The sequence below is a fragment of the Methanococcoides sp. DA23 genome (assembly GCF_057593895.1).
Genome location: NZ_CM172520.1, coordinates 425,197 through 448,110, shown reverse-complemented (window position 1 = coordinate 448,110; position 22,914 = coordinate 425,197). Strand labels below are relative to the sequence as shown.

Here is a 22,914-nt window from a genome sequence, read left to right as displayed (position 1 = left end):
AGTCCCATTTTTAAGTACATACACAAAAAAATATTGGATTTAACTGTTCAAAAGTTCAACCCATCTCAAAAACGTAGCTGCCATGACCGTGTCCCCCAACCCGACAGTGGAGATAGGATCATCGCATATCAAAGTTGGCAGGATACAAACATTAAGGCCATCATATTTTCCACACGCCTCCGCACCTGACCCTATACAAGAGTTCACATGAGCACCAATAAGCGCTTGCACCCTCTCAACCTGCTCCACACCATATTCACTTCTGGAAAACTCACTTACGGAATCCTTAAGATCGGACCTAACCGGAAGTTTACCGGTAGCTGCAAAAAATGCAGCACACATGATCCCAAATTCCAGACTGTCCATCTCATGATGAAATGAAGATACTCCATCCCTAAAGACCGATACAATGAGATCACGCGTATGGACAACCATTTTCTTCAGGCCGGTTGCGCGAATACATTTCACACATGCTTCAACAATAATACTGGAATTGAGCTCCTGAAATCGATCTTCTGGAATACCATGGATCTCAAATAGCATACCTATTTCATCCTCGTTCATCCCAATACTGTCCACAACGCCCGAAAGTTCCGTAAATATGAAAACTGCCAGCTCAGAGATAGAAAAATGTCCAAGCTCGGCATGGACCAGCAGGTCCGGATTCAGTTGTTTCCAGCCCCTCATCAAAGACCGAGACTTATCAAACTTATCAACAGGACCAGAGCCATCAGGATAGACAGAACGAAGCTGATTAAAACCTGAGACCATCGCACCATTCGCAACTTTCACATATTCACGACTGTATTTTTCAAAAGCAGGAGATATATAGAGTTCAGTGTTCACATTATCATAAGTAGCAATGAACCTGTTCTCTCTCGGAACAGTGATATTCTTTCCGAAAAGCTCAAAAATAAGCCCTCTCTTAAAATCAAAGACAAAGTGGACGATCTTTTCCTTAGCACCTTTAACGGTACTTTTTATACCAACATCACTTTCTTCCGGAAAGACCACGCGCTTCCCCGACATCAACGGACGTATCGAACCAATATCTCCCACCGGATTAACGACAACCTCTTCTGCACCCATCTCGGACATAACGTTTGCCATGATAGCCATATTACCCCCAAGCCGTATCACCGCCCGCTCATAAAAATGCTCCATGAGAAAACTAAAAACTGACACATCCTGAATGAACCATTCCGCACCATTCCCTTCCTGCATACAGCCAACAAGACCTGCGAGAAGATCCGAGATCGAATTGATATCACCCGAAGATTTCTGAAGACTTTCGAATAGAACAGTGGGGTCCACTGATGCCAGCAATTCAGCGATATCTTCCCTGGTAATGGAATAGACAGCATCCAGGTTCATGTTGTAGCCGCAAAGGAACTTCATGCACCACCTCACTTAAGCTTTGAAAGAAATGCCACAAACGCAGTAGCTGATATCGCATCCCCTATTCCAACTGTGCCAACCGGTTCGCTTACGACCTTTGTAGGAATGACAAGCGCATCATAATATGGAGTGTAAATACATCCGTTCTCGAAGTCTTCCATGCTTGACATTCCACTTCTGACAAGGTGTTTCTCAAGCTTTAAAAGTTCCTTGTGACCTTCATCGGAAATGGGAACATTAAGACCTGCCTCCGTACTTTCAAGAGAGATTATCTCACCGAAAGATGCCTTTGCAGCTGCAACCGTTGATCCAAAAAGCAGGGCTGCTCGGTGTTCTTCAACAGATACAGGGCAGTCCTTCGATACAAGACATATGTAAAATCCAAGGGAATGGATGTGCACCCTTTCAAGTTCAAGCTCCCTCAAAAGTTTCACCGCACCTTCATAAAGTGAAATGATAGCATTCTCGCCCTTATTGATGACAGAATATGCAAGTTCCTCATAACCAAGAACGTTCAGGGCATTTGCAACCTCAACTGTATCAAGACCAAGGGAATGCACATGTTTCCGGACTATATGTTTGAGTATGGCCTTCCTGATGACCTTGTTCTGTATTGAAGTGAATTCCACATGTATACGTATGTCAGGATTCCCTTCCTTGAGCTCTTCGATGACATTTACAGCCTTCTCGACATAATCCATGTAAGTGGAACCGTCGTCATATTCTTCCCTTATCATCTGGTAACCTGCAAGTATAGCACCGTCAATATCCGCCTGCAACTGAGGTATCCTCTCGTAAAGCTCAGGATCCATCTCGATGCGGATCCACTTTGGTCGGGAAGAGATGATCAAACGATTATCCCTTGGGATCACGAAATGCTCTCCCGCAAACTTCACCTCCATTCCCTTTGAGAATTCCAGTATCCAGTTGACCTTTGGACTGTTATCAGGATCAAATGCCTCTTTAGGATGCTTGAGAACAAGCTTCCCGTCCTCCACCACAGGGAACAGCAGATTATCGGAATCAACAAAATACTCTGCCTGCTCCTCAGAAAGCCATGGTACATAGGTAATGACCTTTTCAATTCCCATGGATGCAAGAAGATTGGAGATAATTCCTGCCTGACCACCCATTCGTGCAGAATCAAAAACCAAATGATCAGTAAGCCAGTCATGGATGTCAGTCGTATTCGTCGGCACCTCTGCAGCCTTTCCATCACGCATAGCGATGATAAGTCTTGCAACAAGGTCAGAAGGAGAATCTACCTGGCGTGGATACTCAAAAACCTTCTCCCTAACCTCTGATATATCCACATTCATCAGCAGATGTTTAATATCCTCCGCACCTAAGTGCTTGATGGCATCGATATTACTGTTATAGGCAACAAATATTCCCCTGACATTTCCAATAGATGAAAGAATGTCCTCATAGGACTTACGATAAACAGATTCCCACTCCCCAATATCCATAAGATCACCTTCGATAAAAAACCGTCAAACCAGTCGTATCATGTAGTATATTCAGCATTGATCCTTACATAATCATACGTAAGATCACAACCCCATGCCTTCGCATTTGCACTGCCAAGGGCAAGGCCCACCATGATAATGACTTCCGAACTTCCCATTATAGATTCCAGCTTCTGCAGGTGTTCTTTATCTTCAGATAGGATCTTTCCCCCATCCACGAGATAAACGGTATCCGCACCATTGGAAAAAGCAAGAGATAACCTATCCTGATCCAGTTCAGCACCGGAATAGCCTGCCGCTGCGACCACTCTGCCCCAATTCGGATCCTTGCCGAAAATAGCAGATTTCACAAGCGGAGAACGTACGATGGCCTTTGCCACAAGGCGAGCATCCTCTTCGGAAACTGCACCGTTCACCTGTGCTTCGATAAGCCGGGTAGCACCTTCGCCGTCCTTTGCGATCTGTTTTGCAAGGTCCATGAGAACATGCTCAAGTCCTTCCTTAAATTCATTGATATCAGGAGAGAGACCTGTAGCTCCCGTAGCTGTCAGAAGCACCATATCATTGGTACTTGTGTCCCCGTCCACTACGACCATATTGAAGCTTCTGTCAACTGCCTCCTTGAGACATTCATCAAGCACATCCGATGAAAGGGCCGCATCGGTATAAACAAAACCAAGCATAGTTCCCATGTTAGGCTCGATCATGCCGGAACCCTTTGCGATCCCACCTATGCAGACACCACAATCAAGCTCTATCGCAGTCATCTTTGGGAACGTGTCAGTGGTCATTATAGCCCTTGCTGCCTGGCTGTTACCCTTAGGTGATGATACAAGACCGCTCATCACTTCATCGACATTATCACGTATCCAGTCAATATCGAGCTTCCTACCAATAACGCCGGTAGATGCCACTGCGACAAGGTCACTATCGACACCCAGTCTTTCAGAAAGGATAGAGGCCATTTCCCTTGCATCGGCGAGACCTTGTTCACCTGTAAAAGCATTGGCATTGCCACTATTTGCTATCACCGCTGCCAGTCTGCCGTTCTTACCAAGGGCTTCCCTTGTAACGATCAGGGGAGCAGCTATGACCTTGTTCCGCGTAAAAACACCCGCAGCATTCCCTTCAGCCACGATGATCGCAAGACCCATCTTTCCCGGCTTGATACCGAAGGCACGAACTCCTTTTACTGAACATAGACCGCTATCTTTCGCTTTCATAGCATCACTTTAAATACCTGCAAGACCGCGAATGATATCGCCGCGGGTTATAAGACCTACAAGTTCACCATTATCGACAACAGGAAGTCTGTTAATTTTGTGGCGGCTCATTGATCTGGAAGCATCCTCCACAGAACTTTCCGGACCTACCGTGAACACATCTTTTTCCATTATGTCGCTGACAGGTTTTGAACCAACATCAGAAAGCATCTTCTTGGTGTCTTCCCAGCTAATGAGCTCACGTATGGGTATCTCAATTATCTCGAAAGGACTTGGAAGCCAAAGCCCGCCATGTTCAGGGATGTTCAGCAATTTCAACAGGTCAACTTCGGAAACGATCCCTACGATCTTACCCTCATCAACAACAGGAACACCGCTAATGTTCTCTTTCTTCAACAACTGTGCAGTACTGCTAATAGTATCCTGCGGACTGCATACAATGACATTACTGCTCATAATATCTTTTACATTCATGATCATATCTCCTATCGTTATTTATGGGGATGTCGCTGCAATGCGAAGACCGGTGGTCTCATCAAAACCGCACATAAGGTTCATGTTCTGGATCGCCTGACCTGAAGCACCCTTTACCAGATTATCAATTGCTGAAACAACAACGATACGGCCGGTGTTGGCATCTACCTCAAAACCAATATCACAGAAGTTCGAGCCCTTTACAGCGCTAAGGGAAGGAATATCATCAACGACCCTTACAAAGGGCTTGTCCTTGTAGAATTCGTTATAAAGCTCACGTACATCCTCCAAAGACATCTTCTCCTTTGTGAAAAGATGTGCAGTGGTAAGGATACCGCGAATTGAAGGAACAACGTGCGGCGTGAAGTTCACATCATTAAAACCATTGTCTAACCGATTCAGTTCCTGAAGGATCTCTTCCCGATGCCTGTGAGTGGTCAGTTTATATGCCTGGACATTTTCTGCCATGTTAGGATAATGGGACGCCAGCGTAGGATTTATCCCTGCCCCGGAAATTCCGGATTTGGAATCGAATATGGCCATCTTGAGAAGTTTTGCAGCCGCAAGAGGAGCAGCTGACAGAGTTGCTCCTGTGGGATAACATCCCGGATTTGCAACGAAGGACTCATCCTTAACTTCAGGATGGAGTTCCACAAGACCGAAAACAGCATTCCTTGGATCAGCATGTTCCATGTTGTAGACCTGTTCGAAGACACTTGTCTTCAAGCGATAATCGGCACTAAGATCTATAACTTTAGTATCATCATCAATAAGCTCGGGAACTATGTTCATTGCGGTCCCATGGGGTACAGCTACGAAGACAACATCACATCTGCCCCTGATATCTTCAGGAGAAAGGTCCTCAAATTCAATATCCACCAGTCCGCGTAGATGTTTGTGAGTGTCACTTACCGCTTCACCTGACAAACGGCGTGACGTAGCCGTTTCAATATTGACATACGGATGGTTCAAAAGCAGACGCATCAGTTCACCGCCGGTATAACCGGAAGCGCCGACAATTCCTGCATTTATCATATCGGTCATGATGTTATGTATATTTCCAATACTAATTAAGGTTGTTATTTTCTAAATGAGAATAATTATCAACATTGACCAACATTACATCGAGGGCACTATTAGACTGAAGGAGATAAAATGAATATTACCAGAAAGATATATTTGGCAGCACCACTTTTTTCAGAAGCTGAACAGGATTTTAACAGGAAACTGGAAACTGCACTAAAAGGTCTCGGATTCGATGTCTTTGTGCCACAGGAAGATTCCAACGATACAGAAGCAGCAAGGGAAGAAATGGACTCCAACAAGATATTCCAGTTGAACCTTGATGCAATTGACAATTGCGATATAGTGGTAGCGGTCCTCGATGGTGGCAGTGATATCGATTCAGGTACAGCATGGGAGATAGGGTACGCATATTCAAAGAAGAAGACTATCATCGGCCTGAAAACCGATTTCAGGACACTGGGACCTGAAGGGCTTGTAAATCTCATGATCGGAGAATCCGCAAATGAGCTAGAGACGAATGTATCCGACCTTCTGGAAACCATGAAGAAATATAGATGAAAGCATTTCTTTCATCTACTCTATTTTCATTTACAACAGGAATTGAACTTCTCTTCCTCGATATCCCCACGGGACTCGACCTCTTTGAATATCTGTCCTTCGAACCAGTACATCTGTGCCCCGGAAAGCCATGCATCCTGTGGCAAGCCTGCCTTTAAACAGGTATGGTTTAAAAAGTCGATAGCATCAAAATCATTCTCCGGCGCGACCTGCGGAAGCAACAGACCCTGATACATCCCCATTTTCGCGATCAGACCATGACGACCGATTTCGATGACCTCAGGCAACTTCTCCGGAAGAACATCGATGAGTTCCGGTTGTGTCAGGACCGTGACCTCTACGATAATATCAGACATCTCGGAAATATCAACCATTGGAAAACGAGGGTCCCTTGTGGCCGCCGAGATCGCAGAATCTACAATAGCACTTCCCAAAACCGAATCCGCATAAGGATGACCGATGCACCCTCGCAGATCTCCTTTCTTCGTCAGCGTCACGAAAACACCACGTGATTCACCAAAAACCTCCGGCAGATCGATGACCTCTGACAACTCTCCATCTTTCAGAAATGACTCAATGGTATCCCTTGCAAGCCTTACGGCCTGTTCCCCTTCAGAAGCACTTAGCATATTAACCCCCACACAGATTTTATTCAAATTCCCTATATCTTTTTGCAGCAACCTTCAATGCCTCGATGCCAGGCAAAAGGTCCCCGGCAAGAAAATCAATACATGCCCCGCCGCCTGTGCTTATGTGTGAGAACATCTTCTCATACCCCATATTACGCACCTCGGCAGTAATGTGGCCACCGCCAGCAATTGAATAACCGGCTTGTGTTGCTGCCTTGATGATCTCAGAAGTACCTATCTCAAAGCCCTCTATCTCAGAAACGCCCGCAGGACCATTTAGAACAACGGTCTTCGCATTTTCGATCTCGCTTGAATAGGCCACAATGGTCTCAAGACCAATATCGTTTATTGGAAGGTTCGTCGAAGCCACATCATCGATATTTGCCTCGATACGTTCTCCATTATCATTAAGAGCAACATCCCTTGGAAAAACGAGCTTACCATCGAACTTTTCAAGTATATTTTTCGCCTTATCGATTTGGTCGAGATATCCCTGGGATTCGATGAACTTCATATTAGGTTCACCAATATCGACACCTGATGCAGCAAGCACTACATTTGCAACAACGCCTGTGACCAGCACCCTGTCGGCACCACCACTTGAAAGGACATGCTCAGCCACCTTGAGGGAATCATCGACCTTCGCACCGCCGAGAACAAATATGCACGGAGATTCAGAACCTTTAAGGCTCACATCCAGAGAAGTTATTTCCCTCTCCAAGAGACGGCCTGCCCCGGAAGGAAGAATTCCGGTAAAACCTGTGATCGAAAGCTGGGAGCGGTGGGATACCGCAAATGCATCGTTCAGGAAAATATCGAACAGAGGAGCAAGTTTTCGCACCATGTGGGTTCCCTGATGTTCATCAACAGGTCTTTTCAGGGTTTCCTCGGAATAGAAACGCACATTCTCAAGAAGGATAACATCCCCCTTTTCCATGGAAGCTATGTGCTCTCTGGCATGGGTACCAAAAATATCATCGACATAGGTAACCTTCCGACCCAGTGAACTGGACATCACATCAGCATGTAGTTGCATAGTAGTGAAATCGTTCTTTCCTGGTCGGCTCTGGTGAGCTAACAGCACTACCTTCGCATCCTCCAGGTCCCTAAGGGTCGGTATATGGCTTTTGATCCTCATATCATCAAGTATGCCACCGCCGGGGCTCATTGGAGAGTTCAGGTCCACCCTCACAAGAATTGTTCTATTCCCTATATCAAAATCGTCTATCGTGAGAAAATCTTTAGCAGTCAAGGTATTCATCACCGGTATTACTGATAATATAATCCTGATAATTTGAATTTGCAATTGAAATGAATGAGATGCACGACACTATAAACCAATCCATATTTATGTATATCCATCTGGGACCGTAATGGATGTTTTCAAATATATTAAAATGAAGAAGATCAAAGGCCGATCATTGACATCAGCTCTTTGACATCCACATTGTTATTGATAAGCTCTACCATGCGACCTAGCTTATGTTCACGCCTGAACCTTGCACGCCCTATTAGCCGCTCCATCCTTTCAATGGTCGACATCGTATCCCCTCGAACAAGGATCACAGGTATCTTTGCCTCATCCGCACTACCAAGCACAGCCGCACTTGGCTGAAGATTACCGGTCAGGACAAGACATTTCACGCGTGCCTCGATCGCAGCCATCTGAATATCAGACCGATCTCCCCCCGTGATCACAACAGAATTAGGAGTACGCCTAAAATACTTGATGGCGGAATTCACTTCCATTGCCCCCACAAGATAGTGATCCACAAGCACCTCGAGATTCTCAGAACCTGCGAGGACCTCTGCATGAAGGTCTTCAACTATCTCAGAGATAGGGACCGAACGAAGGGTAGTGTCCTTTGGAAGCACACCAATTACCTTGACCCCTTTATTTTCAAGGAAAGGTACCACCAGATCACGAACATGCTCAAGCTGGCCTTCATCCACTTCATTGAGAATGACACCTGCGAACATATCCGGGTCGTGTATCAGTTCAATATCAGAAAGGATGCGATCCACCGCATGTATGGATTCATATCGGGCGACCAGAAGGATCTTGGTCCCGATAATAGAAGCAACCTGCGGGTCGGACAGACCGTATATTGCCCCGCCACCGATGCCACCGGTACCTTCGATGAGAACGACATCCTTGTCCCTGGTGATCTCACCATAGGCGTCAATGATCGTCTTATCAAGATGCTTTTCGACACCTGCAAGTGCATCTTCCACAAGGTTGTCAGTAAGAAGGATAGGAGTGATGTTCTTAATATCATCTTTCAGGTCGAAGATCATACGCGCCTGTTCCGAATCCTCATCCGAGAGCACACCATTTACATCCACCAGCATATTACCCACCGGCTTCATGTAACCGACAGAGTATCCCTTGTCCTTAAGTATAATACCAATACCTGCACACAGGGAACTTTTTCCGGAATATTTCTCAGAAGAACTTATCAATATTGAAGCCACACTGCCCAACCTCCATTTCTTTTAATTTGAATAATGTCAGCATATTCATTCGCCTCCAAGTGTCAACCTTATGTCCATGGCAACACATCCCTGACCTTCAGGCAACACCATCAGAGGATTTATCTCAAATTCAAGTATATCAGGAAAATCCGTTACAAGCTGTGACACCCTGCAAAGAGTATCAACGATCGATGCGATATCAGAAGGACTTTCGCCCCTTACCCCTGTCAATATTGGATATGTTTTAATTGAAGATACCATCTTTTTGAGCACATCCACCCCAACAGGAGCAACGCTGAATGACACATCCTTAAGCACTTCCACGTATGTTCCGCCAAGACCGAACATAAGTAGTGGACCGAATTGCACATCCCTGTTCATACCAATGATGACCTCCTTACCACCAGTGATCATTTTCTGGACCTGTACACCGGAAACAACTGCGTGTGGCATGTAACGTCTCACATCCGACATCATCGTGAGGTATGCTCGCTCGACATCATCCGCATTCTCAAGCCCGATGCGAACACCCCCCACATCTGTCTTGTGTGAGATATCAGCAGAAAGTACTTTCATCACAACGGGATAGCCCATGCTCTCACATGCATCCAACGCTCCTTGCAATGTCTTCACATTGAGGGTTTCCACCACAGGTATGCCATAGGCCCTGAGAATATCAAAGGATTCGAGTCCGAGAGTACGTCTTCCATTTGAGATCGCATCGTTTAGCAGAGAAGATACGAATTCCTTATCGACATCGAAATTCTCAGGCAGAACAAATTCATGTTCCCTCATGATACCATAGTCACATAGAGCTGCCATGCTGACAACTGCTCTTTCAGGGAAAGGATAATTCGGAATATGATGATTGTTCAGGATAGCTTCACCCTCTTCGATCCGCGTACCGCCTACAAAACTGCACAAGATCGGCTTTTTCGTATTAGCACACTTCTCGGCAACCACTTCCGCAATGCTCTTAATTTCCGTCATTGCCTGCGGAGAAGTTAGAAGGATGACACCATCCACGTTCGGATCATCAAGGATCGTTTCAATTGCGAACCCGTAGATATCAGGACGAGCATCCCCCAAAACATCTACCGGATTATAAAGGCTGGCTGCAGGAGGAAGTTTACCCCGCAACTTAGCGATAGTGTCCTCATTAAATGATGAAAGGGAAAGCCCCGCGAACTGACAAGCATCTGCCGTCAGAATACCAAGCCCACCAGCATTTGTGATAATGGCAATGTTGCGCCCATCAGGTATTGGCTGGCTGGAAAAGGCACGTATGTGGTCCATTAGCTGTTCAACGGAATCGGCCCTGATAACATTGCTTTGGGAAAATGCAGCATTGTAAGCTTCATCTGAACCTGCGAGCGTACCGGTGTGAGAGGAAACCGCCCTTGAACCAACTGCGGTCCTGCCTGATTTTATTACAATGATAGGTTTCTTCCGCGAAACCTCGCGTGCGATCTCCATGAACTTCGGCCCATCCTTCACACCCTCAAGATAAGCAGCTATTACAGCAGTGTTTTCATCATCCTCCATTTCAAGCAGAAAATCGTTCTCGGACAGATCTGCCTTATTCCCAAGACTGATGAACTTCGAGAAACCCACCCCTCTTGCATCCGCCCAATCGAGGGTTGAAGTGCATATTGCACCTGACTGGGACATCATTGCGATGTTGCCCTTCTTGGCCATGGAGGCAGCAAAGGAAGCGTTCAGACCGGATGCCGTATCAATGATACCCAGACAGTTCGGCCCCACCATACGCATTCCGTGTCCTTTTACGATCTCAGCACACCTGCGTTCAAGCTTCGAGCCTTCGATACCTGCCTCCTTGAAACCTGCGGAAATAACAACTACGTTCTTTACTCCTGCCAGACCGCATTTATCAAGTGCATCAGGGACAAGCACAGCAGGAACAACAACGACTGCAAGCTCTGCTCCCCCGGGTACGTCCAGAATGGTTGGATAGCAGGGCAGACCGAGGATCTCATCGGCTTTGGGATTGATAGGGATTATCCTGCCACTGTAGCTTTCAAGCAGATTGTCAAGCACCGCCCGCCCCACTTTCCCCTCAGTTCGGGAGGCACCGATGACAGCCACAGAAGCCGGATCGAATAATTTTTCAAGCATTTTGGCACCTGTGAATTTCTAGATAATGTAAGCGATATAATGCCAGACCAGTATTTAATTGCTAATTAACTAACTAAATAATATTGAAAATACTGATAGATAATGTTTTTCTAAGAAAGAGCATTTATCGCATCAGTTAGAAAACTTTAGGCCAATGTTTCATAATGAAGCTGAACCATTCCTTTTTCATACTGTTTTACATCAAGTAGCTTCAGTTCGGTCTTATGTGCATATTCACGGAACAATGGAATCCCCTCGCCTAAAAGAATGGGCATTACCCCAATGATGATCTCATCGATGAGCTTGGAATCGAGAAACTCCCGGACAACTTCTCCGCCGCCCAGAATCCAGATGTCCTTTTCGGTTTCAGAGGATAGTTGTTCCACAAGCCCTTTAACAGAAATACTAGTAAATTTCACAAGGTCAGTATCCTCGAACTTATTGCTGTGAGTAAGAACATATGTTCGTGCGAACTTGTATGGCCATTCGATACCAAATGAGAGGATCATTTCATAGGACTTCCTACCCATCACAACAGCACCAATGTCCTCTATGAATCGGTCATAGAAATCATATCCGGGAATGTCGATAAGCCAATCCACGCTTCCTGACTTTGTTGCAATATATCCATCCAGGCTCATGGCAATGTATAGAATTTTCTTTTGAGACATTGGGTCAACTCCCATAACTTGTAAGGATAAATTATCTTCTCATTTAAATGTTAGGAACTTAAACAGTTCCTGAACTAACAAGACATGAAAATGAAAATGGGGTTCTCAAGCAATACAAAGTAGTGACAATGTTTTGCTGTATACTTTTTTGAGATATCCTTTTAGGGAAGACCATATGAAACACAAAGAATTGCAGAAACCGGAATAATATGTGTCGCCCCATGCTTTTCATCTTCCAATATAACATAATCTTCGTCTGCCCGAATTCTGCCTTTTCTAACTGCCCCCGTTAATAGGGTGACTTCTACAAACATTTCAAGATCAGATATATTATCAAGTTCTTCAATTATTGTCCATTTTGCACACATTCCCGATCATCCCCCAGCTTATATTATTCAGTTTTAGTACAGAACTATTGAGATCTTTTAAACTAATAGATTATTTGAATTATTCCTTTTTATATCTGCCCTATTATAAGCTTATTCGAATATAAGACATGTCAATGGGAAAACATATGCAATAATAGGCATAGTAGTGCTGTAGCCTTACAATTTTTTTACAGGCAAGTGAATATACTTTATCAGATTTTGGACATTATACCTATTTACACCGATCATTTTCATCTCAAAAACAACTGTTCTGTTTTTGTTGAATGACATATCCATAAAATTAATATAACGTTGAATTCTTTTAACTGTCAATCATATTGAATATATTTGACAATGGTAACTAGATTAATTGGAAGTGATGCGATTAATAAAATAAGATCAGAATGGACAGTCTCCGGACTTATTATATTCTTTACCATACTTGTTTTTACATTCTATGTGGGACAGCTATTGTGGGGAATAATTGCAATAGCGATTCTTTTCTGGATATTCATGTTATGTGACTGCCTCCAAAGGAACACAGAGGATTTTCCCCACAAAAGAGAGCATGAGAAATTGATCTGGTCGGTTGTGCTAATAGTCCTGAATTTCATAGGTGCAATTATGTATTATTTTCTGGTCAGAATGCAGAATAACCAGGAGAAAATAACATGAACAAAAAAACTGAAACAATATTTGGAATCGCCGGTGGCTCTATTGGAGTCATCATAGCAGCTGTCATATTTTATGTAGCCATAATCAATATCTGGCCAGGTGGAGGAACCATGATGTATGGCACTTCCGAAGTTTTCGGAATTTCGGATCCTTTCGTAGTAATGATGGGATTTGGCACAGTGACACTAATATTGGGATCGATGGGAATTGCCGGAGGAATTGTTGCTAAAACGGACAAGAAGAAAGGTGGGAAATTAATGTTAGCATCCGGCATACTTGGAATTGCTTTATTCTTCTGGATGTGGATCCTCCCGGGGCTATTACTTACGATTGGCGGAATAATAGCAATTCGAACCGGTGAATAAATGGTGTGAGAAATAACTAATGGAATCAAATCAAATGCACAGCAGTCCCTTTACGCGAGTTTTACATGAAAGTTTCCGAAAAATAGCCCTATTCCTATTTGCGCTTCTATGCCTGACAATAATATCAGGCGTTCTGATGTACTTTATCGAAGGGAGAACTGGCGGGTTTGCCAGCATACCAAATAGTATCTACTGGGCCATTACAACTCTTACAGCTACAGGATTTGGGGATATAGTTCCGCAAACAGGCATTGGAAGAGCAGTCCATTCGATCATTGCACTACTCGGATCAAGTATCATAATCGTACCGATCGTCATTGTAATTGCCGAAATTTACAACTCACTCTATAAAGCGATCTCAGGGGGAGCCGAAGAAAAATGAATCGAGACAAATACACTTCCGAACAAAAGGTATTCGAATCGCAAGCCCTAACAGATTCACGAATATGTCAGAAGGCGACCACATTTTTCGGCATATATTTTTTGATCGTGTTTGGTGGCATCGATGGAAAATATGAGAGTATCTTTTCCGCTGATCTCAATGGTAAAGCTGTGATCGTTGTTTATCCCGGAATATGTACTATTTCTAAAAATGATCAACTCCAGATCTCTGGAGAATGGCACAGTGGAAAGAAGATAGGAGTGGATGATCGTTATATTAAGGCCAGTCGGATAGAAAACATGAGTTTAGGAATTGTTTTTGTTGCAAATAAATCCATAATTTAAGATGCGACCAAGGATACACATAATCTTTGTAAAAATAGCTTGATCACATGATCAAAACCCAAAAGCTAATAATCCTACATTGCCTATGCAAATCAGTGATCATATGAAGATACTTGGAATATCAGGAAGTCCCAAACAAGAAGGTAACAATGAGACCATCATAAGAAACGTACTGGAAGTCGCAAAAAGCAAGGGTTTTGAGACTGACAGCATCATGATCTCACAGAAGAAAATAGCCCCATGTATTGCATGCGGAACGTGTGGACGCGGTGAGAAATGTCCAATCAATGATGATATGCAGGAAGTATATGGCAAACTTGCAGAAGCTGATGCAATAGTGATATCAACTCCGGTGTATTTCGGTGGCATGACAGCCCAGCTCAAGGCACTGTTCGACAGAAGTGTATTGCTCAGGCGTCAGGGTTTCCAGCTTCGTGGAAAGTTCGGTGCGGTAATGGCAGTAGGTGGCTCCAGAAATGGCGGTCAGGAAAAGACCATCCAGAACGTTCATGATTGCATGATGGTGCACGGAATGTTACCGGTAGGCGATGGGGCACACTTTGGAGGAATTGCATTAAAGCCTGTGGATGATGACGAGATCGGCATGAAGACCGTTATCGACACCATTGAGAACCTTTGTGCCACACTCAAAAAAGAATGATATATTAATTATTTATTAAATATAAGCATGCAGAGGATGTGCAATATTGCACATCCTTTGCGCCCCATGGAATTAATATCGAATATCACAGCTATCATGTGAAATTCGTGGACCATCATGTTCTCGAGATCGGACATCACTAAATTAATGCAACGCTGGCCTCACTTTGAAGATGGGGTCACCAATGATATTGCAATACTGATAGGAATATTCACAGGACTGACGATCGTAGCATACAACATTTGCCTGAAATATGCAGAAGAGATGTTCTGGAGCAATAGTGAGATCACGAGTAGCTATTTTGTGATACTCATCCCTGCAATTGGCGGATTATTGGTGGGCATCATAGTATTCCTTACCGGAGATATGCGTCGCTGCAATGTAGCGGAGGTCATTGAAGGAACTGCCTTGCACGGAGGGCGTATAAGGGTAAAGGATGCATTTCGGGAAGTTGCCTTATCAATAATATCCATTGCCACCGGAGGTTCCGTAGGAAAAGAAGCTCCCGGCATCCTTGCAGGTTCAGGTATCGGCTCGATATTCGCAAAGGCCCTGAAAGCACCTGACCATCGTTACAGGACATTGATAGGATGCGGAGCTGCCGGAGGAATCGCTGCTGCTTTCAATGCACCCCTTGCAGGTGTGGTCTTTGTTGTAGAGGTGGTATTGGGAGAGCTTGAAACAAGGACATTCATACCCATTGTCATATCAGCCGTATTCGCCACACTTGTAGCAAATCTGATCTTCGAGGTCAAGCCGATACAGATATCATACTACGGCCTTGTGGACCCCATAGGCGAATCTATCCTTTATCTTATACTTGGAACTCTTTGTGGCCTAACATCCGTATTATTGATACGTACCCTTTTCACAGTACATGACGGCTTTAGCAAACTTCCCGTCCACAGCGCATTCAAGCCTGCCATTGGCGGCCTTTTGGTAGGTTTTATGGGATATTTTTACCCCCAGATACGCGGAATAGGTTATGACGTCATAGCAGATGTACTTGCAAACAGCTTCACCATTCAGTTGCTTCTGGTATTATTCGTCCTTAAAATACTCGCATTCTCATTTACCATCGGTTCCGGTGGTGCCGGTGGTTCCATCGTACCATCGATGTTCGCAGGGGCCATGCTCGGCGGGGCTTACGGAACGGTAGTACACAGCATCTTCCCCACAAGCACCGCCGCTGCAGGCGCTTATGCACTTGTGGGGATGGGGGCGACACTTGCAGGAACAGCAAGAGCTCCCCTTACTGCCGTACTGATCCTCTTTGAACTTACACGGGACTACAACATAATATTACCGTTAATGTTGGCATGTGTGGTCAGCAACTCCATTTCGAACAGTCTTCACGAAGAATCGATGTTCACAGAAGTGCTCAAACGAAGAGGTTTCACGATACGCAGAGGAAAAGAGGTCAACATAATGGAAGCAATGTTCGTCAGGGATTACATGAGAACAAATGTCCATACGATATCAGATGAAGATACCGCGAAGGACCTCCTCGACCTTATGCAGTCAAGCCGGCACGCAGGATTCCCTGTCCTTGATGGCGATAAAAGGTTATGCGGAATAGTGACCCTCGAGGATATGAGAGAAAAGGTAAATTATGGAGAGCTTGACACCAGAATAAGTCAAATTGCAACCCATGATGTCATCTCAGCCTACCCTGACGAAACGCTGGACGTTGTACTGAAAAGATTTGCAATGAGGGACGTTGGAAGACTGCCCGTGGTCTCAAGAGATGATGACAAAACCCTTCTTGGCATCATCACAAGAAGTGATATCGTCAAATCCTACAACAAGGAAATAGTCACTCGTGTTCAGGAAAAAGAGATAAGGAAATGAGATCAGTCCAGAACACGCCCGAGGAAATATCCGGCGGTTGTGTCATATATCTCAACATTGCAGGAGGTTCCCGGAGAAACAGAACCTTCTGGAAGAACGACCGGTTTGTAGGATGTAGTGCGTGCCATAACCCCTTTGACCTTTGCATCCATTGAAATGAAAACCTTCCCCTTCCAGCCGATCATTTTTTTCTTTGAATCCAACTTAATGGAATCACAAAGTCTGTGAAGCTTATTCGAGCGCTCGACAACGATACGGGTATCAAGATTTCTATATTCAAGTGCTTTTGTAAGGGGTCGTGGAGTATAACGGGAGATGTTCACCTTGTCAGGCTTCATTGTCTTTACCCATTCAAGTGTCATGTTGAAATCTTCATCGGATTCACTGGGGAATCCTACGATTATATCAGTGAAAAGGGTGAGATCCGGAAAAGCATCCCTTAAGCGGGAAATTATGCCGTTGGTCTCTTCTATGGAATGATAACGGTTCATCTTCCTGAGGACATTGTCGGATGCGGACTGTATAGGGAGATGCACGATCTTGTATATCTTATCGGACCTGAAAACCTCGATGAGGTCCTCCAGGATAGGAGTTACCGAGAACGGGTTCATCATACCGACCCTTACCTTGAAATCTCCCGGGATAGCCACGATACGCCTTAAGAGCTCCGGAAGCAACACATCCCTGTCAGTGCCATACTGCCCATTATCCTGTGAGGTCAGCCATATCTCACGGCATCCCTCATCCACTGCCATGCGAACATCCTCAACGATGGATTCAGCATCGAAAGAGCGTAATTTGCCCCGGGCTATCGTAACTATGCAATAGGCACAGCTATAATCGCATCCCTGAGATATCTGGCAGATGTGTATGTTCGGATTAAAACGTGAATGAGCGGTCTTGAGAAATCCTTCCGGCTCGGAGGTTATCAGTTCCACCCTTTCGCGTGAACCGCCGTTACGGGAGTTCTCGATAGATCTCAGGGTCTGCCCTATCTTTGAAATGGAGTTCACACCAAGTATATGAGCATCGGGATTCCTCTCAAGTATAGTTTCGAGCTGTACCTGGGGCATGCAGCCGGTGACGACCACATCTATACCCTTATGCCCCAGGTCCTCGATCTTGTGAAGGATCTTCTGCTCAGTGGTATACTTAACAGTGCATGTGTTAATGACCACTACTTCGGCATCCTTCTCATCCACAAGCTCATACCCAAGATCTTTGACCGATGCGATCATGATCTCGGATGAAGCCTGATTTGCCGAACATCCATAGGTTGTGATGTGTGCTTTCATGTCAAGGAGCAATTACAGACGCAGAGGTGTCTGTTCTTTGTCACCGATATAGATGGAATCGGTCAGTTTTACAACACCGGAACTGCCCATGCAAATACTGTGTACCCTGGCATCCCCGCCACCGAAAAGGTTCACCTGGTTCAGGAACTGACCACTTGTGACCCCGGATGCTGCAAATATGAAATCTGTACCAGGAACGAGTTTGTCAGTATCAAGAATATCATTGATGTTATCTTCTGTGATACCCATTGTAGCAAGACGAGGCATCTTCTCTACTTTCTCTGCTGCGATATCTTCTTCAGATCCACCGTTGGCTACTGTCGGAAGGACGAGCCTTGCAAGGACCTTGCCGCCAAGGATCTTGATCGCAGCTGCGGTCAGCACAGCCTCACCAGAACCGCCTGAACCCATTACGACGTGGATACCTGAACCACGTATGGCTGTGGAAACACCTGGCATGAGGTCACCGTCAGAAACAAGGTTCACACGTGCACCTGTGGCACGGATCTCCTCGATCATGCTCTTGTGCCTGTCCCTTTCGAGGATGACAACTACGATCTCTCCGATATCCCTTTCAAGTGCCTTTGCAACGATCTCGAGGTTCTTTACGATAGGTGCATCAAGGTCTATCTTTTCATCAGGATGTTCCTTTTCATACCTAACCACATCAGGACCCACAACGATCTTGTCCATATAAACATCAGGACCATGGAACAATCCACCAGGCTCTGCCATTGCCATAACGGAGATGGAACCAGGTATACCGTCTGCGGTCAGGTTTGTCCCTTCAAGGGGATCGACCGCAATATCCACTACGATGTCACCTTTGCCTGTACCGACTTCCTCACCGATGAATAGCATGGGAGCTTCATCACGCTCACCTTCACCGATCTTGATAACACCTTTGAAATCAAGGGTGTTCATCATCCTACGCATGGCCTCTACGGAAACCTGATCTGCGTAGTTCTTGTCGCCTTTGCCCATCTGATATGATGCAGCAATGGCTGCAGCTTCTGTTACGTGGATAAGGCTTGGAAGTAATGCACATTCGATAGGACCTGCGCATTTTATCATGTTCTCTACTGTCTTTGGGTGAGGCAAAATATCATCTCCGATAAACGTATGTAGCTGACTAATGTTTCAAAACTATTAATGTTTTTCATTAAATTTTCATCAAGAACGAACATTGGTACAAATAAGGGTCGAAATAGACTTATTTAAGAACATCCACAAGAGCGACCCTCTCCAGGACCAGTTCAGGTATCCGGCCCTCTCCCACAGCTTCGATCTCAGCGTCAGTTATGGAGAATTGGGAAATGAGCTTCTCGTTCTTGGACACTGAATGTTCGAGCACATCCGAGGGCTCGACCAGTGAAAAGACCTTCTTAGCGGCTTCGCCTACTTTCTCAGGATCCCCCATTATGATGAACACTACGTCCAGCCTGCCCTCGGAAAGCCCAATGGAAAAAGCCTCTCCGATCTGCCTTTTGCCGGAAGCATAGCGCATCATCTCCACCCCGAGGTCCTTTGCAATATTAGTACCATTTTCCATTGCTTTCATTGCCTTTGAGATAGCATGGTCGATATGGGCTTTTCCAGCGATCTTGCCGGCATCCATTCCCTGTATTATCACATCGTGTTCGGATGCTATTGAAGAAAGACCTTTCAGGAACTTTTGCAGTTCATCTATGACCAAAGAGCCTTCTATAAGCTGGATATACATGATATGAGGATTGGATTTCCCTTCAATAAGTATGACGGTCAGCATATAAAGAAAACAATATATACTCAAAGGAAAGCGTTCTTTCCGCTTCTTTTATTTAGTTTGTCATTAATTAAACGGAATATAACTTATGACTGATTATATCAGAACTAGAGCTATTATCATATCTCCAATTTTCCATAGCAAAAGTCGCGGATACTAAGATCGAAGCTATGCATGATGTGTTCTCGAAATAAGATAAGAACTTGTTGGAACGGTGTTATTTATGCAACAGGATTATAATTCAAGCAATATTGAACAGAAATGGCAACAAAAATGGAATGAGAGCAAGGTCTTTGAAGCTGAAGCCGATGACCGCGACAAGTATTTCATAACTATACCATACCCTTACCTGAACGGAAATCTCCATGCCGGGCATACAAGGACATTCACCATCGGTGATGTCGTTGCAAGGTACAAGAGAATGCTGGGCAACAATGTCCTCTACCCAATGGGATTCCATGTGACCGGAACACCGATAGTGGGACTTGCAGAGCTCATTCAGAATCGTGACCCTGAGACAATGAAGGTGTATTCCCAGTTCCACGGCATACCAATGGAAACGCTCAAGGGAATGGACACTCCTGAAAAGATAGTTGATTATTTCAGTGTGGAAGCTGAAAGGTCCATGCGATCCATAGGATATTCCATCGACTGGAGACGCAAGTTCACTACCACCGATCCAAATTATAAGAAGTTCATCGAATGGCAGTTCAATCTGCTTTATGAAAAGGACCTCATCGTCAAGGGCTCCCATCCTGTCAAATGGTGCCCCAATGACGATAATCCAGTGGAAGACCATGATATCCTCCACGGAGAAGAAGCTACGATCATCGATTATACTCTTGTCAAGTTCAAGTATGATGGCATGATCATCCCATGTGCCACATTAAGACCTGAAACGGTCTTCGGTGTGACAAATCTGTGGATCAATCCTGATCTGGAACATGTTAAGATAAAAGTGACCTTTGAAGGCAATGAAGAGGTCTGGGTAGTAAGCAAGGAAGCATATCGTAAACTTACCTTCACGGACAGAGAGGTAGAGTTCATCGAGGATATCGATGCCAGGTCATTGATAGGTATCAAGGTCATGAACCCTCTGAACGATGCACAGGTCATTACCTTGCCGGCGTCCTTTGTCAAGGGAGAGAACGGAAGTGGTATCGTAATGAGCGTGCCTTCGCATGCACCATACGATTATCTTGCTTTGAGAGACCTCTATGACAAGGACCTGAGTGAATATGGGATCACTGAAGACCTGAGGGAACTCAAGTTCATTTCACTGATCAAAGTGAAAGAGTTCGGAGAATTCCCAGCAATAGAGGCTGTGGAACAGTTCGAGGTAAAGGACCAGGACGATCCCAGGGCAGAAGAGGCGACAAAGATCGTATATCGCCGCGAGTTCCATGGCGGTGTGCTCAAGGAAAATACGGGCAAGTATTCCGGAATGGCTGTTTCCAAGATCAAGGATGTCCTTACCAGGGACCTGATCGAGAGCGGTATCGGCGAAGTGTTCTACGAGTTCAGTGAACCTGTCGTCTGCCGTTGCGGCACACCATGTGTTGTAAATATGGTAAAGGGACAGTGGTTCCTCAACTATTCGAACCCTGAATGGAAGGACAAGGTCTACCGCTGTATCGAGAACATGGACATCATCCCTGAAGACCTCAGGGTAGAGTTCAACAATAAGGTTGACTGGCTCAAGGATAAGGCATGTGCGAGGAAGAAAGGTCTTGGAACACTTCTGCCCTTTGATAACCAGTGGCTTATTGAGTCCCTCGGGGATTCCACGATATACATGTCATATTATGTAGTTGCCAAGTTCATTGCAGCGGGAATTGAGACCGAGCAGCTCGTACCGGAACTGTTCGACCATGTGCTCCTTAAAAAAGGTTCATTGGAGAATGCTGCTGAAAAGAGCGGAATCGATGCAGATATTATCGAACAGATAAGTAGCGATTTCGATTACTGGTACCCTGTGGACCTGAGGTCTTCAGGAAAGGACCTGATACCGAACCACCTTTTGTTCTTCCTGTTCCACCACGTAGCTATCTTCGATGAGGATAAATGGCCACGTGCAATAGCCATCAATGGTTTTGTGTCACTCGAAGGAAAGAAGATGAGCAAGTCAAAGGGTCCCCTTCTTACACTAAATGATGCCATCACAAATTATGGTGCGGACATTTCCAGGATGTACATCCTTTCCAGTGCAGAACAGATGCAGGATGCAGACTGGAAGAACTCCGGAATCGAAACTGCCAGAAAGCAGATAGAAAGGTTCTATAATTTCTCAAAGGATATTATCGGATCCGGCATCCCAACCTGTAATATGGAGAACCTGAAAGGTATCGACAGATGGATGCTCAGCAGATTGCAGCAGCGCATACTTGAAACGAATGAAGCGCTTGATACGATCAGGACACGAAATGCATTGCAGAATGCATACTTCCTGCTGTTCAATGATATAAGATGGTATCAGAAACGTGGCGGAAGCGCTCTTCTTTGTGAGGTACTGGATGTATGGATAAGACTTATGGCACCATTCACACCACATATATGTGAAGAGATATGGGAGGCAATAGGCCATACAGACAATGATCTAATTTCATTGGCAGACTATCCGCAATATGATGAAAGTCTTGTGGACACACAGGCTGAATTTACAGAAGAGCTTATCAGCAGTACCCTTTCAGATGTTGATGAGATCATAAGGGTCACGAAGCTCACACCAAAGAAGGCAATATTGTACACTTCACCTGAATGGAAGATGGAGACGTTCAAGAAGGCCCTTTCAATGCAAAAGGAAGGAAACCTGAACCCCGGTGTACTCATAAAGGACCTCATGAGCGATCCGGACATGAGGCGCCATGGGAAAGAAGTACCTAAGTTCGCGCAGAAGGTCGTTTCGGACATAACGGCCATGAACGAAGAAAAGTTCGATACACTCTCGAACTTCGATCTTGATGAGAAGGTCGCACTTGAGGAAAATATGGAATTCTTCAAGAACGAGCTTGGATGCCCTGTTGAGATATATTCAGCAGATAATGCGGAGTATGACCCCGAAAATAAGGCAAGGTTCGCATATCCGCTCAGGCCGGCCATCTATCTTGAATGATGTGGAGGGGATCTACCCTTCACCACCTTTTTTTATG

22 protein-coding genes are annotated in these 22,914 nt (G+C 45.0%); 8 read left to right on the top strand and 14 right to left on the bottom strand.

Annotated elements, in window-relative coordinates:
• Positions 1-39: 39 nt before the first annotated feature.
• Genes AC20MK_RS02240 through argC form a run of 5 tightly spaced genes read right to left on the bottom strand, consistent with a single transcriptional unit; the run spans position 40 to position 5,599 of the window.
• Positions 40-1,398 (bottom strand): ADP-dependent glucokinase/phosphofructokinase, encoded by a 1,359-nt coding sequence (locus AC20MK_RS02240; RefSeq protein WP_487356386.1) that lies wholly within the window; start codon positions 1,396-1,398, stop codon positions 40-42.
• An 8-nt stretch (positions 1,399-1,406) separates the two neighbouring features.
• A complete protein-coding gene (gene pfkC, locus AC20MK_RS02235) occupies positions 1,407-2,867 on the bottom strand; it encodes an ADP-specific phosphofructokinase (RefSeq protein ID WP_487356385.1) in 1,461 nt (486 codons plus the stop codon).
• A gap of 38 nt (positions 2,868-2,905) precedes the next feature.
• Complete coding sequence (gene argJ / locus AC20MK_RS02230) at positions 2,906-4,090, bottom strand: bifunctional ornithine acetyltransferase/N-acetylglutamate synthase (RefSeq protein ID WP_487356384.1); 1,185 nt, start codon at positions 4,088-4,090, stop codon at positions 2,906-2,908.
• Between the two features lie 9 nt (positions 4,091-4,099).
• Positions 4,100-4,564 carry a CBS domain-containing protein gene (locus AC20MK_RS02225; protein ID WP_487356383.1) on the bottom strand — a complete coding sequence of 155 codons (465 nt, stop codon included), beginning with the start codon at positions 4,562-4,564 and terminating at the stop codon, positions 4,100-4,102.
• A gap of 21 nt (positions 4,565-4,585) precedes the next feature.
• On the bottom strand, positions 4,586-5,599 hold the full coding sequence (gene argC / locus AC20MK_RS02220) for an N-acetyl-gamma-glutamyl-phosphate reductase (RefSeq protein WP_487357042.1): 1,014 nt from the start codon (positions 5,597-5,599) through the stop codon (positions 4,586-4,588).
• Positions 5,600-5,719: 120 nt separating this feature from the next.
• On the opposite strand from argC, the gene AC20MK_RS02215 reads away from it, so the two are divergent.
• Positions 5,720-6,148, top strand: coding sequence for a nucleoside 2-deoxyribosyltransferase (locus AC20MK_RS02215; protein ID WP_487356382.1), 429 nt, complete (start codon positions 5,720-5,722; stop codon positions 6,146-6,148).
• A 26-nt stretch (positions 6,149-6,174) separates the two neighbouring features.
• Here AC20MK_RS02215 and AC20MK_RS02210 read toward each other — a convergent pair whose 3' ends face one another.
• The 6 genes from AC20MK_RS02210 to AC20MK_RS02185 form a co-directional block, all read right to left on the bottom strand.
• Positions 6,175-6,777 (bottom strand): TIGR00296 family protein, encoded by a 603-nt coding sequence (locus tag AC20MK_RS02210; RefSeq protein ID WP_487356381.1) that lies wholly within the window; start codon positions 6,775-6,777, stop codon positions 6,175-6,177.
• A 19-nt stretch (positions 6,778-6,796) separates the two neighbouring features.
• Positions 6,797-8,041, bottom strand: a complete 1,245-nt coding sequence (locus AC20MK_RS02205) for a phosphoglycerate kinase (RefSeq protein ID WP_487356380.1) — start codon at positions 8,039-8,041, stop codon at positions 6,797-6,799.
• 143 nt (positions 8,042-8,184) lie between these two features.
• A complete protein-coding gene (locus AC20MK_RS02200) occupies positions 8,185-9,252 on the bottom strand; it encodes a phosphotransacetylase family protein (RefSeq protein WP_487356379.1) in 1,068 nt (355 codons plus the stop codon).
• 45 nt (positions 9,253-9,297) lie between these two features.
• Positions 9,298-11,388, bottom strand: coding sequence for an acetate--CoA ligase alpha subunit (acs, locus tag AC20MK_RS02195; protein ID WP_487356378.1), 2,091 nt, complete (start codon positions 11,386-11,388; stop codon positions 9,298-9,300).
• Between the two features lie 146 nt (positions 11,389-11,534).
• Positions 11,535-12,059: a dihydrofolate reductase family protein gene (locus AC20MK_RS02190; RefSeq protein WP_487356377.1), complete on the bottom strand. Its 525-nt coding sequence runs from the start codon at positions 12,057-12,059 to the stop codon at positions 11,535-11,537.
• A 161-nt stretch (positions 12,060-12,220) separates the two neighbouring features.
• Positions 12,221-12,427, bottom strand: a complete 207-nt coding sequence (locus AC20MK_RS02185) for a hypothetical protein (RefSeq protein WP_487356376.1) — start codon at positions 12,425-12,427, stop codon at positions 12,221-12,223.
• A 354-nt stretch (positions 12,428-12,781) separates the two neighbouring features.
• Here AC20MK_RS02185 and AC20MK_RS02180 point away from each other — a divergent pair, with 354 nt between their 5' ends.
• From AC20MK_RS02180 to AC20MK_RS02155, 6 genes are all read left to right on the top strand, one after another.
• Positions 12,782-13,102 (top strand): PLDc N-terminal domain-containing protein, encoded by a 321-nt coding sequence (locus AC20MK_RS02180; RefSeq protein WP_487357041.1) that lies wholly within the window; start codon positions 12,782-12,784, stop codon positions 13,100-13,102.
• The gene (locus AC20MK_RS02175; protein ID WP_487356375.1) at positions 13,099-13,467 is read left to right on the top strand and encodes a hypothetical protein; all 369 of its coding nucleotides are present in this window, start codon (positions 13,099-13,101) and stop codon (positions 13,465-13,467) included. The genes AC20MK_RS02180 and AC20MK_RS02175 overlap by 4 nt, the downstream gene beginning before the upstream one ends.
• A 19-nt stretch (positions 13,468-13,486) precedes the next feature.
• Entirely contained in the window at positions 13,487-13,849 is a 363-nt protein-coding gene (locus tag AC20MK_RS02170) for a potassium channel family protein (RefSeq protein WP_487356374.1), read from the top strand.
• Positions 13,846-14,193 (top strand): hypothetical protein, encoded by a 348-nt coding sequence (locus AC20MK_RS02165; RefSeq protein WP_487356373.1) that lies wholly within the window; start codon positions 13,846-13,848, stop codon positions 14,191-14,193. The genes AC20MK_RS02170 and AC20MK_RS02165 overlap by 4 nt, the downstream gene beginning before the upstream one ends.
• A gap of 103 nt (positions 14,194-14,296) precedes the next feature.
• Positions 14,297-14,854, top strand: a complete 558-nt coding sequence (locus AC20MK_RS02160; RefSeq protein ID WP_487357040.1) for a flavodoxin family protein — start codon at positions 14,297-14,299, stop codon at positions 14,852-14,854.
• A gap of 147 nt (positions 14,855-15,001) precedes the next feature.
• Positions 15,002-16,705 carry a chloride channel protein gene (locus AC20MK_RS02155; protein WP_487356372.1) on the top strand — a complete coding sequence of 568 codons (1,704 nt, stop codon included), beginning with the start codon at positions 15,002-15,004 and terminating at the stop codon, positions 16,703-16,705.
• Between the two features lie 2 nt (positions 16,706-16,707).
• On the opposite strand, the gene AC20MK_RS02150 is transcribed toward AC20MK_RS02155, so the two are convergent.
• The 3 genes from AC20MK_RS02150 to cgi121 form a co-directional block, all read right to left on the bottom strand.
• Positions 16,708-18,000, bottom strand: a complete 1,293-nt coding sequence (locus tag AC20MK_RS02150) for a tRNA (N(6)-L-threonylcarbamoyladenosine(37)-C(2))-methylthiotransferase (RefSeq protein ID WP_487356371.1) — start codon at positions 17,998-18,000, stop codon at positions 16,708-16,710.
• A gap of 12 nt (positions 18,001-18,012) precedes the next feature.
• Positions 18,013-19,101 carry a class II fructose-bisphosphatase gene (gene glpX, locus AC20MK_RS02145; protein WP_487356370.1) on the bottom strand — a complete coding sequence of 363 codons (1,089 nt, stop codon included), beginning with the start codon at positions 19,099-19,101 and terminating at the stop codon, positions 18,013-18,015.
• Positions 19,102-19,213: 112 nt separating this feature from the next.
• Positions 19,214-19,723 carry a KEOPS complex subunit Cgi121 gene (gene cgi121, locus AC20MK_RS02140; protein WP_487356369.1) on the bottom strand — a complete coding sequence of 170 codons (510 nt, stop codon included), beginning with the start codon at positions 19,721-19,723 and terminating at the stop codon, positions 19,214-19,216.
• 265 nt (positions 19,724-19,988) lie between these two features.
• Here cgi121 and leuS point away from each other — a divergent pair, with 265 nt between their 5' ends.
• Positions 19,989-22,877 (top strand): leucine--tRNA ligase, encoded by a 2,889-nt coding sequence (gene leuS, locus AC20MK_RS02135; protein ID WP_487356368.1) that lies wholly within the window; start codon positions 19,989-19,991, stop codon positions 22,875-22,877.
• Positions 22,878-22,914: the final 37 nt, after the last annotated feature.